The 14504-nt window shown below is 51.2% G+C and carries 14 protein-coding genes; 5 read left to right on the top strand and 9 right to left on the bottom strand.

All coding sequences use genetic code 11. From position 1 onward, the window contains the following. Positions 1-140 precede the first annotated feature (140 nt). From BV405_RS06935 to BV405_RS06965, 7 genes are all read right to left on the bottom strand, one after another. Positions 141-491: a pentapeptide repeat-containing protein gene (locus BV405_RS06935; RefSeq protein WP_086480113.1), complete on the bottom strand. Its 351-nt coding sequence runs from the start codon at positions 489-491 to the stop codon at positions 141-143. 29 nt (positions 492-520) lie between these two features. After that, positions 521-2104 (bottom strand): bifunctional aminoglycoside phosphotransferase/ATP-binding protein, encoded by a 1584-nt coding sequence (locus BV405_RS06940; protein ID WP_086480114.1) that lies wholly within the window; start codon positions 2102-2104, stop codon positions 521-523. A 171-nt stretch (positions 2105-2275) separates the two neighbouring features. Continuing rightward, positions 2276-3559 (bottom strand): glutamate-1-semialdehyde 2,1-aminomutase, encoded by a 1284-nt coding sequence (gene hemL / locus BV405_RS06945; RefSeq protein WP_086480115.1) that lies wholly within the window; start codon positions 3557-3559, stop codon positions 2276-2278. A gap of 164 nt (positions 3560-3723) precedes the next feature. Continuing rightward, complete coding sequence (gene thiE, locus BV405_RS06950) at positions 3724-4371, bottom strand: thiamine phosphate synthase (RefSeq protein ID WP_086480116.1); 648 nt, start codon at positions 4369-4371, stop codon at positions 3724-3726. 57 nt (positions 4372-4428) lie between these two features. Next, positions 4429-5238, bottom strand: a complete 810-nt coding sequence (thiD, locus tag BV405_RS06955) for a bifunctional hydroxymethylpyrimidine kinase/phosphomethylpyrimidine kinase (protein ID WP_086480117.1) — start codon at positions 5236-5238, stop codon at positions 4429-4431. A gap of 85 nt (positions 5239-5323) precedes the next feature. Continuing rightward, on the bottom strand, positions 5324-5758 hold the full coding sequence (gene hemJ / locus BV405_RS06960) for a protoporphyrinogen oxidase HemJ (protein WP_086480118.1): 435 nt from the start codon (positions 5756-5758) through the stop codon (positions 5324-5326). A gap of 39 nt (positions 5759-5797) precedes the next feature. After that, on the bottom strand, positions 5798-7552 hold the full coding sequence (locus BV405_RS06965) for a chloride channel protein (protein WP_140054488.1): 1755 nt from the start codon (positions 7550-7552) through the stop codon (positions 5798-5800). A 110-nt stretch (positions 7553-7662) separates the two neighbouring features. On the opposite strand from BV405_RS06965, the gene argC reads away from it, so the two are divergent. The 4 genes from argC (at position 7663) to erpA (ending at position 10528) form a co-directional block, all read left to right on the top strand. Further along, positions 7663-8694, top strand: coding sequence for an N-acetyl-gamma-glutamyl-phosphate reductase (gene argC, locus BV405_RS06970; RefSeq protein WP_086480120.1), 1032 nt, complete (start codon positions 7663-7665; stop codon positions 8692-8694). A gap of 31 nt (positions 8695-8725) precedes the next feature. Next, positions 8726-9463, top strand: coding sequence for a DUF6776 family protein (locus tag BV405_RS06975; RefSeq protein ID WP_140054490.1), 738 nt, complete (start codon positions 8726-8728; stop codon positions 9461-9463). Positions 9464-9465: 2 nt separating this feature from the next. After that, a complete protein-coding gene (locus BV405_RS06980) occupies positions 9466-10029 on the top strand; it encodes a bactofilin family protein (RefSeq protein WP_086480122.1) in 564 nt (187 codons plus the stop codon). 148 nt (positions 10030-10177) lie between these two features. Beyond that, on the top strand, positions 10178-10528 hold the full coding sequence (gene erpA / locus BV405_RS06985; RefSeq protein ID WP_086480123.1) for an iron-sulfur cluster insertion protein ErpA: 351 nt from the start codon (positions 10178-10180) through the stop codon (positions 10526-10528). 89 nt (positions 10529-10617) lie between these two features. Here the strand turns inward: erpA and BV405_RS06990 are convergent, their stop codons facing one another. Both BV405_RS06990 and BV405_RS06995 read right to left on the bottom strand, forming a co-directional pair. After that, complete coding sequence (locus BV405_RS06990) at positions 10618-11718, bottom strand: anhydro-N-acetylmuramic acid kinase (RefSeq protein ID WP_217895586.1); 1101 nt, start codon at positions 11716-11718, stop codon at positions 10618-10620. Continuing rightward, positions 11711-12988 (bottom strand): peptidoglycan DD-metalloendopeptidase family protein, encoded by a 1278-nt coding sequence (locus BV405_RS06995; protein ID WP_086480124.1) that lies wholly within the window; start codon positions 12986-12988, stop codon positions 11711-11713. The genes BV405_RS06990 and BV405_RS06995 overlap by 8 nt, the downstream gene beginning before the upstream one ends. 137 nt (positions 12989-13125) lie before the next feature. Here BV405_RS06995 and tyrS point away from each other — a divergent pair, with 137 nt between their 5' ends. Continuing rightward, positions 13126-14328, top strand: coding sequence for a tyrosine--tRNA ligase (gene tyrS / locus BV405_RS07000; protein ID WP_086480125.1), 1203 nt, complete (start codon positions 13126-13128; stop codon positions 14326-14328). Positions 14329-14504 lie beyond the last annotated feature (176 nt).

Here is a 14504-nt window from a genome sequence, read left to right on the forward strand (position 1 = left end):
ATAACCCCTGTTCGGACGACGTCATCATAGAAGCTGGATGTGACGTTAATATGACAGGTCAGCCCCTTTTGTGATTGCCGCAATCCTTCCCGTTCAGGGCAGAAGAATCTCTGTGTTCGAATTAAATCCTTGTCTGAGCCTCAGCAGCCACGATCGTAACGCAGACGGGTGCCATGATTCAGTGACATCACCAGCTCGTCCGCCGAAATCTCTTTCGGGAACAGACAGCCGGAGATATTGGCCTGAGCGATGCTGGCGCCTTCCAGTCGGGTATGACTGAAGTCGATACCGCGCAGGTCTGCGCCACGGAAATAGGCGTTACTCATATCCAGCCCGTGGGCATCCAGTTCTCTCAGGTCAAGACCGCGAAAATCACCGCTTCGCAGATCGGCATTTGACCCGCCCGCCCGGGCACGGTTAAAGCCGTCAATATCCTCGTCCCGTAATAGCTTATACAGGGCGTTATCTAACAGATGTGGCTTCTGGCTCATAACCGGCTCCTTAGCAAGCTGTGCCGCTTTTAGTGCTGCAGACCGAACTGACGACGGATGCTGAGCAGCAGTTTTGTACTGGCATCATCTTCGTCGGTGTTCACCGTGACAGTATAGTCGGCTTCTTCCGGTGCAATTGCTTCCTGATCGGCCAGTTGTTTATGCAGAACCGCCAGATCAGCTTCAGACGCATCGTTACCCGCTGCATGGCGTTTCTTCACACGACGTTCCAGTGTTTCCTGGCAAGCGGTAAAAGACAGAGTAAGAGCCGGTACGCCCAGCTGTTCTGCTCTGTCGCGCAGGGCATCACGCTGCCAGCGCTTAAGGTTCGTCGCATCGATAATCACCGGCGTTGCCGAATGAATCACGTAATCAGCCAGCTCCGCCAGCTTCTCGTAAGTTTTCTGCGTCGCTTCCGGTGTGTAGATGCCTTCGTTCAGCTCAGAGTGGCTGTCCTGTTCAGCAGTCAGACCAAACAGACGCTTACGCTCAACATCGGAGCGGATGCGGATCACGCCCATTTCTTTAATTACGCCGCGACTAACGGAGCTCTTGCCGGAGCCGGAAACACCATGGGTGATCAGCATGAAGGGCTGTTCGAATACTGTGTAGGATTCGGCGAGATCGATATAGCTCTGATAGTCTGCTTCCAGTGCTTCACGGCCTGCGTCATCAATGGATGGATCCAGCAGCATAAAGCGCGTCACCTTGGCTCGAACCATGGCGCGGTAGGCTTTGTAGAACGGCAGCAGCTGAATGCCTTCGTAGTCGCCGGTCAGTTCCAGATACAGGTTGATAAAATGACGGGCCAGTTCTTTCTCGCCACGGGCTTCCAGATCCATCACCAGGAAACCGGCATCGGAGATCACATCGATCCAGCGGAACTCGTCGTTAAATTCGATACAGTCGAACAGAGTAACTGTGTCTTCACCGTTTTCCTGAATCAACGCCACGTTGCCCAGGTGGATATCACCGTGACACTCGCGCACCATGCCAGAGGCTTTACGCTTGGCAAACAGTGGCTCAAGGCGGGTAAAGGTATCCTGCATCCAGCCTTCAAGCTGCGCCAACTGATCCAGTTGTGGCTTCTCGCTCAGCATCTCGCGGATCTGATCGAAGTTCTGCTGTGCCGGAGCCAGTACTTCAGCCGGACTACCCAGAACCATGCTGTCATCCGCCTGACGAATTTCGGCGTGGAAATCCGCTATCTGATGGGCAAGGGATTCTATATGAGCGGTGGTCACCAGACCTTCTGCCTGCAGGTTGCTCAGCAGGCGTTCGCCATCAAACTGTTTCATGCGGATGACGTATTCGAAGGGAGCGGAGTCATCGCCCAGTAGTGGAGCTTCTTCACTACCTGAGATCGGCAGGACATCCAGATACAGATCCGGAGCCAGTCGCTTGTTCAGCGCTACTTCCTGTTCGCAGAAGAATTTGCGCTTCTCAAGGGTGGTGAAATTCAGAAAACCGAAGTCCATCGGCTTTTTGATTTTGTAGGCGTAATCACCTGTCAGCAGCACCCAGGAGATATGGGTTTGGTACAGTTTAAACTCCCCTGTGTTGTGGTTATACAGGGCAGGGTTCTGAAGTGCCTCAATCAGCTGTTGGCTCACAGGCGATCTCCTTAAAATTCAGTATTCGGGGCTGAAGGCTCCGTCTGACTCGTTCGGGAGTCAGAGTGATGTCAGGTGACATAGTGCGGGTTTTGGCCCCGCCGGAGCAATCAGCTTTAGGTCTGACGAAATGCCTTCGTCAGACCTCTCATCTATCCGTAAGGTAACGGATCAGCTCAGTGCTGCAAATGCTTTACGTGCAGCAGCCAGTGTTTTTTCGATATCTTCATCAGTATGGGCGGAAGATACAAAGCCCGCTTCGTAAGAAGCCGGAGCCAGATAAACGCCCTCTTCCAGCATGGTGTGGAAGAACTTGTTGAAGTGATCGTTGTTGCATTCCATCACGTCTGCGAAACCGGTTACTGCAGGTTTGTCTGTGAAAAATACACCGAACATGCCACCGGCTTTCTGAGTAATGAAAGGTACGCCAGCTTCTTTTGCTGCGGCTTCAAGGCCGGCACACAGCTTGTCGACTTTCGCGAACAGTGCATCGTGAAAGCCCGGCTCACTGATGCTGTCCAGCAGAGCGATACCCGCTGCCATCGCCAGAGGGTTACCGGACAGCGTACCTGCCTGATAAACAGGGCCCAGTGGAGAGATATGAGACATGATCTCTTTCTTACCACCGAAAGCACCAACCGGCATACCGCCACCGATGATTTTACCCAGTGTGGTCAGGTCGGGTTTGATATTGAAGCGCTCCTGAGCACCGCCCAGAGATACACGGAAACCTGTCATCACCTCATCAAAAATCAGAACAGTGCCGTGTTCATCACACACTTCACGCAGGCATTCCAGGAAGCCCGGCTGAGGTGGGATGCAGTTCATGTTACCGGCAACAGGTTCTACGATAATGCAGGCGATCTGATCACCGATCTGCTTGAAGCACTCGCGTACGTTGTCGATATCGTTGTAGGTCAGGGTGATGGTGTGTTCTGCTAGTGCTTTAGGTACACCCGGAGAGTTTGGCTCACCAAATGTCAGGGCACCGGAACCTGCTTTAACCAGCAGGGAGTCAGAGTGACCGTGGTAGCAGCCTTCAAACTTAACGATCTTGTCACGACCGGTGTAACCACGGGCCAGACGAATGGCGCTCATGGTCGCTTCGGTACCTGAGTTCACCATGCGCACCATTTCGATGTTCGGCATGATTTCGCAGATACGCTTGGCCATAGTGGTTTCGATCGCAGTCGGCGCACCAAAGCTCATACCGTCATCCAGACGATCTTTAACCGCCTGCAGAACTTTGTCGTTGGCGTGACCTGTGATCATAGGGCCCCATGAACCCACATAGTCGATGTACTGTTTGCCATCTTCATCAAACAGGTAAGCACCTTTGGCGCGCTTGATGAATACCGGAGTACCACCAACACCTTTAAATGCACGAACCGGAGAGTTTACGCCGCCCGGGATAACGGTCTGGGCGCTGGCAAAAAGCTGTTCTGACGTAGACATAGGATTCCCTATAACTGTTGTTACTGATAGTTGTTACTGGATGATGTCCAGAAAATGGGCTCATCATACCTAGGCAAAGCGAGGGGATACAGCTTTGCCTGCTGTTATTCACATTGAGCGCGATTAAACATTGATCCGGTACGAGAAAACTCCCGACCTGATGCTTAGCGTTGTGGAAAAGCGGCTAAGGCAGCTGCCGGATTATCATCGGCAAACAGGCTGTTAACCACTGCGATCATATCCGCCCCCTGAGCAAAAACGACTTCGGCATTGCTCTGATCAATCCCGCCAATGACAACTATGGGGCGCTGGAAACGGGCTTTGGCTTCCGCGATCAGTTCCAGCGGTGCCGGTGGCGCATCGGGTTTAGTGGCCGAGGGGAAAAAGCGACCAAAGGCCAGATAATCTGCTCCGGCATCCTGAGCCTGTTGTGCGAGTTCCAGAGAGGCATGACAAGTCGCACCCAATATCTTATCAACACCCAGTCGTGCACGGGCCTCAGTAAGTGAACCGTCACTTTGTCCCAGATGCACGCCATCGGCATCGATCTCAAGAGCCAGTTCCAGATCGTCATTGATAATCAGCGGGGTTTTATACTGGCGACACAACTTGAGCAAGCGTTCTGCGCGCTGTTTCTTTTCCGCTGGATCTGCAGTCTTTTCACGATACTGCAGGCAGCCGATACCGGCTTTCAGTGCAGCCTCTGCTTTCTCGAACAGAAGCTCGCCGGGCATCAGTTTGCTGTCGGTGATGGCGTAAATGGCAGAGGTGTTCAGTGCCTCAGTGAAGCGGTCTGTATGTGAGTCTGTCATGGTGTTGATTGGTGTCCTGAAGCTGGATGTTCTGTAACAAAGAAAGTAGAGCAAGCGTCAGCTTTGCTCACTCCAGAAAAAACGGTTGGGCAGATGCTGGCCATCACTCAGTTTGTGCGCCTGCTCGAGGCTTTTCCAGGTGAAGTTCTGGGCCATCTCAACGGCATTGCAGATATCAGCGCCCTGCGCGATTAGTGCGGCGCAGGCGGAAGCAAAGGTGCAGCCGCTGCCGTGGTATTCACCGGCTAATCTCGGCCAGTTTTTGCTCTGCATCTCACCATGGCTACCGAAGAGTTTGTTGACCACATCCTGAGTGTCGGCATGGGTGCCGGTAACTGCCACATGCTGGCAGCCCTGGCTGATCAGATGGTGGGCCTGAGCGGCAACAGAGTCAGCGTTGGGGCTGAGTTGTTTCAGCTCCTGAGTATTGGGTGTCAGCAGTGTGGTGTGCGGCAGTAACAGATCACTCACTGCGGCGACCATCTCCTGAGTGGTCAGACTTTTACCGCCACCTGCCCGAAGAATGGGATCAAAGATTACCGGTAGCTGAGGATAATCCCTCAGCAGGGTATGGATCGCTTCGATATTGTCGATGCTGCCCAAAAGGCCGATTTTGATGGCAGCGATGGGCAGATCATCCAGAATCATGCGTGCCTGTGTGATCAGGTCATTGGCATTTACCGGATGAATACCCTGAACATTATGGGTGTTCTGAGTGGTCGTTGCGGTAATGACAGTAGCGGCATAGCCGCCCAGCGAGCGGATGGTTTCAATATCGGCCTGAATGCCGGCGCCACCGGAAGGATCATGTCCTGCCAGTACCAGAGTGACGGCAGGGCTGGTTTTATCCGCTGTAATTGAATTCATAATCGCACTCCCGTGAACTTTTCCATCGTGAATCTCACCACCGCATACCGCAAACTGATCAATATGGCCAGAGGGACTTGAGTGATCAACCTGTGAAAGGTTTGACGACCACCAGAATGATAATGCCGATCAGGGCAAATACCGGTAGCTCGTTGAAGACGCGGTAGAACTTATGGCTGCGGGTGTTTTTGTCTTCTGCGAACAGCTTGCGGTAATGGCCGCAGGCAAAATGATAGCCGATCAGCAGTACCACAAGAGTCAGTTTAGCGTGCATCCAGGGTTGAGACAGATAGTAAGCGGGATTCATACTCAGCAGCCACAGGCCCAAAGCAACCACGATGATCATCGAGGGAGTCGTGATGCCCCGGTACAGCTTGCGCTCCATGATCTTAAAGCGCTCATTTCCCGCTTCATCGGTAGTTTCCGCGTGATAAACGTACAGCCTTGGCAGATAAAACAGACCGCTGAACCAGGTCACAATCGCCATCAGGTGAAAGGCTTTAACCCATAGAAAATCCATGTTGACTCCTTACATCGGCCACCGTCGGCAGCGCTTAGATTATCGGTAAAAAGATTCGATCATTTCCGGTGTGACAATGCCGACCACTTCGCCATTGGGGCCTGTGATATAGAGTGCATCGGTACGCATATCGGCAACCCGGGTTTGGGCTTCTGCCAGTGTTGCTGTTTGCGGTAGTGGGCTGGCGCTGATTCTGTCTTCGGAAGGCACCTCGTTCAGACGAATCTGAGCGAGCTCCTCTTTGCCTTCCTGTTCCCGCAGGTAGAGATAGTTAGCCAGATCCGCTGTTGGCAAGAGCACAAAGTGATCGTTGTCATCTTCATGAATCAGCAGCCAGCGAGGTTTCGCTGCCAGAATTGTTTTCGCAAGTCCGGTATTCAGAATATTGGTGCAGCGTTTGAAGTCCCTGCTCATAACGGCGCTGATTCCGGTGCGGCTCAGGATTTGGGATAGTGCAGGATCGTGCAGTTTCAGGCCTTTCAGCTCCAGCGCGTACTGGAAGATCGACGGATGATCCGGTAGCAGGTAGCGACTGGTAAGGGTTGCAGAAACCACCGCCAGCATCCCCGGCATGATGATATGGGGGTTGGCCGTCAGCTCCATCAGTGCCATCAGTGCTGCAAGGGGAGCCTGCAGGCAGGCTGCCATCATGCTGGCCATTCCTATCATGGCGTAGATACTGATATCGGATACCTGACCGCCGGCCAGAAAAGCACCGATATGACCGGTGGCGGCACCAAACAGGCCGCCAATAACCATAATGGGGCCGATAATGCCGATGGGAACTCCGAGGCCAAAGGTTGTGGCTGTCAGCAGCAGTTTGCATATCGCCAAAAAGAGTAAGAGCCCAAGGCCCAGATCACCACTGAAGGACAGATTAACCAGATCAAAGCCGCTGCCCATCAGGGAGGGTAAGAGCGCCGCAAAAGCTGCCGTGAGAAGTCCCGCCAGTAGGAAGCGTATCTCGACTGGCCAGTGGTGAGTACGAAACAATAAGCCTGAATAGCTGATAAAAATGGCGGCAAAGACGCCGACGATAATGCCGCTTGCGGAGACCCAGGGCAGTTCTGCAAGGGTGTACAGGGCCTGAGGCGTGGCATTGAACAGGCTTTCACCACCTAATAGCCATTGGCTTAATGCGGTTCCGGTTACGGAGGCAAGAATAATCGGAGTAAAGCCTACCAGTGTGTATTCCGCCATGATCACTTCCATGGCAAAGATCACACCGGCAATAGGTGTGTTAAAGGATGCGCCGATGGCCGCAGCCGATCCGCAACCGACTAAGAGGCGGATACTGTTGTTAGGCAGCTTCAGGTGAACACCCATCAGACTACTGATGCTGGCACCCATGTGAACTGCCGGGCCTTCACGGCCAGCGGATAAACCGCTACCCAGTGCGATAATGGCGTTAAAGAACTGGCCAATCGCATTTGGCCAGGGCATGTGTCCTTGGTTGAAGGTAAAGCGTTCAATGACATGGCCAACACCTGAGGCACGCCAGCGCTTTTTAGATAGTCGGAAGATCAGCGCTAATAACAAGCAACCAATAATGGGTGCGAGAACCCGTGTGGTCAGGTCCAGAGCTTCATGATTTTCAGGCTCTATGCCCAGAAATAATTCCGTCAGACCTTTCAGGCTGATAATAAAAATCACCATAACGCCGCCTGTTGCAATGCCGGAAATCAGTCCCAGCAGGGCAAGTTGAGGCAGTGCATCCAGATGAGCCAGTCGCTCGCGGAAGTGCTGCAATGTCAGGCGTTGGAGAAACGCTTTCCGGAACAGGTTATTAGCCAAAATGACGTCCAATGATCAAGAGGGGTAGCATACATAAGCACTGAGTTTTGTGTATTATACCGGGATTCGATTCAAGAGTTCGATCCAGGACTGAACAGTGGAGAACGACAGTGATTAAAGTCGGTATTGTTGGCGGAACCGGTTACACCGGAGTTGAGTTATTACGTTTGTTAGCGCAACACCCTGAAGCTCAGGTCGAGGTGATTACTTCCCGATCTGAAGCGGGCGTTGCCGTCGCTGATATGTACCCGAATCTGCGCGGTCATTATGATCTGCAATTCACTGTGCCTGATTCTGATGCTCTGGCGGCCTGCGATGTGGTTTTCTTTGCCACCCCTCACGGTGTTGCTCATGGACTGGCGGGTGACATTCTGTCCCGTGGTGGTCGTGTGATCGATCTTTCTGCAGATTTCCGTATCCGTGATCCGGAACTCTGGTCCCAGTGGTACGGTCAACCTCATGGTGCCCCTGAACTGCTGAAGGAAGCGGTTTATGGTCTGCCGGAAACCCAGCGTGAAAAGATCAAATCCGCGCGCCTGATCGCAGTGCCGGGATGTTACCCGACGGCTGTTCAGCTGGCGGCACTGCCTCTGCTGGAAGCGGGTATCGTAAAACCTGAAATCGTGGCGGACTGTAAGTCCGGTGTGAGTGGTGCTGGTCGTGGTGCCAAAGTCGGTTCTTTGCTGTGTGAAACCAGTGAATCCGTTATGGCCTATGGTGTCGCTGGTCACCGTCATCTGCCTGAAATTACTCAGGAGCTGACCCGTGGCGCAGGTAAAAATATCGACCTGACTTTTGTTCCGCATCTGATGCCGATGATTCGTGGTATTCATGCCACGGTTTACGCAGATCTGCTGGAAGGTCAGGATGTGGATCTTCAGAAATTGTACGAAGAACGCTATAAAGATGAGCCTTTTGTTGACGTAATGCCTGCCGGTTCTCATCCCGCTACACGGAGTGTAAGGGGTGTAAATATGTGTAGAATTTCGTTGCACAGGCCCCAGAATGGCAACAAGGTTGTGGTACTATCCGTGATCGACAATTTGGTTAAGGGTGCTTCCGGCCAGGCCATTCAGAATATGAACCTCATGTTCGGTCTTGAGGAGAAAACAGGTCTCAACCAGGTAGGTTTGATGCCTTAACCATAACAATAATGAGTTACCAGGTATGACAATGGTCAAAGGAAGTAAACAGGATCAGTTAGAGATTGTGTCATATAGCCCCATGGAGCGTTTTGTACGCCGTGCGGCCTTTTTGCTATTTCTAATCGTGATTGTTCTTGCCGGGTTTGGTTACGGCCAATACCAGGGTTGGGAAGAACGACGTTCAGCCGTAATCGAGCGCGATGAATTGCGCGCTACTCTGACAGAGTTAGAGAAAGAAAACGAAGAAGCCCGTCAAAAGGTTGCCGTGTTATCCCGCGGCAACCAGATTGATCAGAAAACCTACGCTGAGGTTCGTAACACAATTACGGAACTCAATGCCCGAATTGCTCAGCTTGAAAACGAAGTAACCTTCTACAAGCGTGTGATGGCTCCCAGCAGTGAAGATAAGGGCCTGAGGGTCGAGAGCTGGGCTGTTGCTAAAACACTTAACCCGTCACGTTTCAGCTTTAAGCTGGTACTGACTCAGGTTGCCGATAACAATAACTTTATTGAAGGACGCGCATTGGTGAGCGTGGTCGGTCTTCAGGGAACGACCCGTCGAGTTTTACCGCTGCGTGATCTGTCACCGGACGTTAAAGATCTGGGTGTTCGGTTCCGTTTCCGCTTCTTTCAGAACGTGAGTGGCGAGATGGTTCTGCCGAAAGGTTTTAAACCAGAAAAAATTGAAGTGATTCTGCAGTCTACTGGCCGTAAGGCGATGCGGGTTGAAAAGAATTATGAATGGTCAGTTCAGGAGGCCGTTTAGGCATGTTTGGAAATAACAGCAAACCAAGTACTCATCACTTTGATACTTTGGTGTCAGGAAAAGCAGAAATCGTTGGTGACCTTCACTTCAGCGGTGGTTTGCATATCGATGGAAAGGTGTTCGGTAATATTATTGCCGATGATGATTCAAAAGGCGTTGTTCGCATCAGTGAGAAAGGTGTGGTTGTAGGTGAAATTTCTGCGCCACACGTAATTGTGAACGGTCAGGTTTCCGGTGATATTCACTCCTGTGAGCACATTGAGCTGGCTTCCCGCGCAGCGGTTAAAGGCAACATCTTCTACAACATGATTGAGATGGTAATGGGTTCACAGGTTAGCGGTAATCTGATGCACCGTTACCGTGGTAAGCCGGAAAACCGTCCGGCTATGCCAAAGAATGTAACCCATGAGAAGCCTGCTTTCGAAGAAGGCAGCATCACGAAAGAAATTGATCCTAAAGCTAAGCCTGTAGCAGACGTAAAAGCGACAGCTAAGCCAGTGGGTGCAACTCCGGTTGCAGCAGCTCAGGATAAAAAAGCAGAAGCGACGACTGGTAGCAAAGCTTAAGTTGTTCTCTGTTTGCGGCCCGCATCTGAATACAGGTGCGGGCTTTTTTGTTTCAGGTTTTGATTTATCAGTTCAGGCGCTATAGTAGTTGACTGTTTTGGTGGGTTAAGCCGATAATTCACTTTGATTGAAATTTTCGGAGCGAACAATGACGGCGGACGTTTACATTCCCCAGGCCATGACATTGACCGATTCAGCGGCTAACAAGGTTCGTGAATTGATCGAGGCAGAGCAAAACCCAAACCTGAAGTTACGTGTTTACGTGACCGGTGGTGGCTGCTCCGGCTTCCAGTACGGTTTTGATTTTGATGAAAGCGACCAGGAAGATGATACTGTCATTGAGAATGATGGAGTCAAAATGGTTGTGGATCCGATGAGCTATCCGTACTTGGTTGGCTCGGTTGTAGATTATCAGGAAGGCTTGCAGGGGGCTCAGTTCCTCGTGCAAAACCCAAATGCAACGACGACCTGTGGCTGTGGATCTTCATTCACCGTATAAACCAGTGGCAGTAGACAGTATGAATTTAAAAGGCAGCTCAATGAGCTGCCTTTTTTGTTTCAGTTTCCTGGTTTGAAAAGCGAGTCTGGTCAGGCTGGGTAGATAGCTCCCAGAATCCGTTCTCCCTTAGCTCCGGTTGCGCTTGGAAGATTGCCCGGCAATCCAAGAAGGGTTTGGCGTGCAAGCCAGGCAAAAGCCGCAGCTTCTATCCAGTCAGGGGCGATGCCAAGATCTGTTGTGGTCTTAAGGCTGACGGTTGGTGCGTAATGTTGGATCTGTTCCAGCAGTAGGGTGTTATGACTGCCGCCACCGCAGATAAAGGCTTCACAGCATTCATTCGTATTGAGCTGATGCGCAATGATTCTTGCCGTCAGTGCGGTAAGGGTAAAACTAATGTCATGCCAGCTATAGTCTTTTCCCTTCAGATAAGGCTCCAGCCATTGGTGGTTAAAATATTCCCTGCCGGTACTTTTAGGTGCTAGTGCTGAAAAGTAGCTTTCCTCAAGCATGCTGTTGAGCAGCTCGGGCTCCAGTGTGCCTAGTCGGGCGGTATTGCCGGAGGTGTCGAAGTTTTCACCAGTATGCCGGTGATGCCAATAATCGATCAGGCAGTTACCGGGGCCGCAGTCATAGCCCAGCCCTTTATTCAGCAGAGTAATATTGCTGATGCCGCCGATATTGATAAACGCCTTCTCAGCTTCCTGGCTATTCTGACCGGATGCATTGAAAAGCCAGCGATGGAAGGCCGGAACTAAAGGTGCACCCTGACCTCCAGCAGCAACGTCCCGGGTTCTGAAATCACAAACGACGGTGATACCTATCTTTTCGGTCAGCCGAGCGTGATCGGTAATCTGGAAGCTATAGGGCAGTAGGTTATTAGGGGCGTGATCAATGGTATGACCATGGCTGCCAATCGCGGCTATCTGGTCAGAAGAGATGTTTGCTTCTGACAGAAGTTGATTAACCGCTGTGGCAAAAAGATCTGCCAATTCTCCACTGATAGTCGCCATTTCAGCCTTGGAGCAGGCATCGTTCAGGGCAAGATTCAAAATGCGCTGTCTGAATTCTGGCTGATAAGGGATATCAATAGCGTGATGGATGCGGAAGGACGATTCGCTGAATTCAACCAGTGCCGCGTCTACACCGTCGGCACTGGTTCCGGACATCAGTCCGATATAAAGGTTACTCACTGCTTAACTGAGCCAGCTGACGGCTAGGGTAGGTCTCGAGGTTGCCCAGCAGGTTGCTGGCATACTGGTCAAAGCGTTCACGCTCTTTCTTCGCAATTGGCTCTACATCCGGGAACTTAATGGTAACCGGGTTTTTATGGATGCCGTTCACACGGAACTCATAATGCAGATGAGGACCGCTTGCTAAACCTGTGCTGCCCACATAGCCAATGATCTGGCCTTGTTTCACGGTGCGGCCTTCTTTAATACCGCGGCCAAACTTGCTCATGTGGGCATATAGCGTGGTGTAACGGCTGCCATGTTTCAGGACAACGTGATTGCCATAGCTACGGCTGAAACGGGATTTAATGATTTTGCCATCACCGGTTGCGCGGATCGGCGTTCCGGTACGGGCTGCATAGTCGGTACCGCGGTGAGAACGGAAGCGGTTCAGAACAGGATGGAAGCGGCGCTTGGTGAAGTGTGAGCTAATACGGGTAAAGTCTACCGGTGAGCGCAGGAACTGCTTGCGCATACTACGGCCATCCGGGGAGTAGTAATCACTCTTGCCGGACTGATCGGTATAGCGAACAGCTCTGTGAGTTTGTCCCTGAGTGGTGAACTCGGCAGCTAAGATGTTGCCGTCACGGAAACGAACACCGTCCAGATATTCCTGATAATAAAGTACCTTAAAACTATCCCCCGGGCGGATATCCAGAGAGAAGTCGATATCCCAACCGAAGATATTTGCCAGTGCCATAATGGTCTGCTGGCTCATAGCCGCGTTTTCACCCGCTGTGAAGAAGGCACCTTTAATCTCACCTTCTGAATAGCGCAGAACCTTCTCCGGTTCACGGCTCAGCTTCTCTTCGATGTAATCACCCTGATCATTACGGTTAAAGAGAGATAGAGAAAGGGGAGAGGTATCAAGGCGTACAGAGATGAGGTTTTTGTTCTCATCTCGTTTGAAGTGAATGCTTTGGCCCGGCATCAGCAAAGAGAGATCCGTTTTAACTTGCTTGCTGTGCAGGATTTTGTAGAGCTCAGAGGCAGGCACGCCTGCACGATCAAAAAGCTCAGACAGCGTTTCACCCTTTTGCACGGTATAGGAATCCCAGTCATCGCTTAGACGAGGCCAGGTTTGTACTCGCTCTTCGATACTAAGATCCAATGGGATATCAATTCGTTTTGCCGAAACATCTTGGCTGGAGACGAGCGCAACAACAACAGCCAGCAGAATGATCAAACCTAAGATGATATGGTGTTTTAATTGTTGTGCGCGTCTAAGCATAAGAAATAAAACCAGAAACTATGGGTGAAATCGTTGGGTAACCGTACCTGAATGCTATAATGTATGCCATTTTTTCCAAGTTACAATTGGTGAAAAACATTCGATATATGTTGCCGAAATTGACATAGGGTAGATAGATGACTTCCGTTGCAGAAGCTTTGGCGCTGATCAAGCGTGGTACAGAAGAAATATTGGTAGAAGAAGAGCTGGTCAAGAAGCTGGAAAGCGGCCGGGTACTGCGTATTAAAGCGGGCTTTGATCCAACCGCGCCTGATCTGCATCTGGGTCACACTGTTCTTATTAATAAGCTGCGTCACTTTCAGGAGCTGGGTCACCATGTGATGTTCCTGATTGGTGACTTTACCGGACGTATCGGTGATCCGACCGGTAAAAACGTAACCCGTAAGCCGCTGACGGAAGAAGAAGTTGCTCAGAACGCAAAAACCTATACCGAACAGGTTTTCAAGATTCTGGATCCTGAAAAGACAGAGGTGTGCTTTAACTCTGATTGGATGGGCAAGATGTCGGCTTCTGAAATGATTCAGCTGGCGGCACAGCAAACGGTTGCCCGTATGCTGGAGCGTGATGATTTCAGTAAGCGCTATAAAGGCAATCAGTCCATCTCAATTCACGAGTTCCTCTATCCATTAGTGCAGGGTTATGACTCCGTCGCTATGAAGGCGGATGTTGAGCTGGGTGGTACCGATCAGAAATTTAACCTGTTGATGGGGCGCGAGCTGCAGAAAGGCGCCGGTCAGGAGCCGCAGATCTGTATTACCGTGCCCATTCTGGAAGGTCTGGATGGCGTACAGAAGATGTCCAAGTCATTGGGCAACTATGTGGGTATCAATGATGCGCCGGGCGAGATGTTCGGTAAGATCGTTTCTATGCCTGACTCTCTGATGTGGCGTTACTTTGAGCTGTTGAGTTTCCGTCCAATGAGCGAAATCGAAGAGCTTCGTCGTTCTGTGGAAGAAGAGGGTGCAAATCCTCGTGATGTCAAAATGGAGCTGGCACGTGAGTTGGTAGCACGTTTCCACGATGAGGAGGCCGCTGCAAACGCGCACAAAGGTGCCGGTAATCGTCTGAAGGATGGTGAGCTACCTGAAGATCTGCCGGAAGTGACGGTTGATTTTGAAGGGCAGGAAGAGGTTCCTGTATCTGCGGTGATCAATAAAGCAGGTCTGACCAAGAACTCCAAAGCTGCACGCGATATGCTGACCGCTGGTAGTGTGAAAGTTGATGGCGAAGTTGCCGATCCTGCTATGAAACTACAGAAGGGTAAAACCTATGTATGTCAGGCTGGTAAGAAGCAATTTGCTAAAGTGACTCTGGCTTAATTGGCAGAGCAATACTTTATATAGCAATCATAAAGACCCGGCTTAGCCGGGTCTTTTTCGTTCTGGGCTTGTTTAGATGCCGTTCGGCTGTGGGTCTCGGCAATAAAATGAAGTTTTTGTAATTATTTTCAGTTTAGGGGTTGTGCGCTCGGTTTTTGTGCGTATAATGCGCCCTC

The sequence above is a fragment of the Oceanospirillum sanctuarii genome (assembly GCF_002150805.1).
In the GTDB taxonomy this organism is placed as follows: domain Bacteria; phylum Pseudomonadota; class Gammaproteobacteria; order Pseudomonadales; family Halomonadaceae; genus Oceanospirillum; species Oceanospirillum sanctuarii.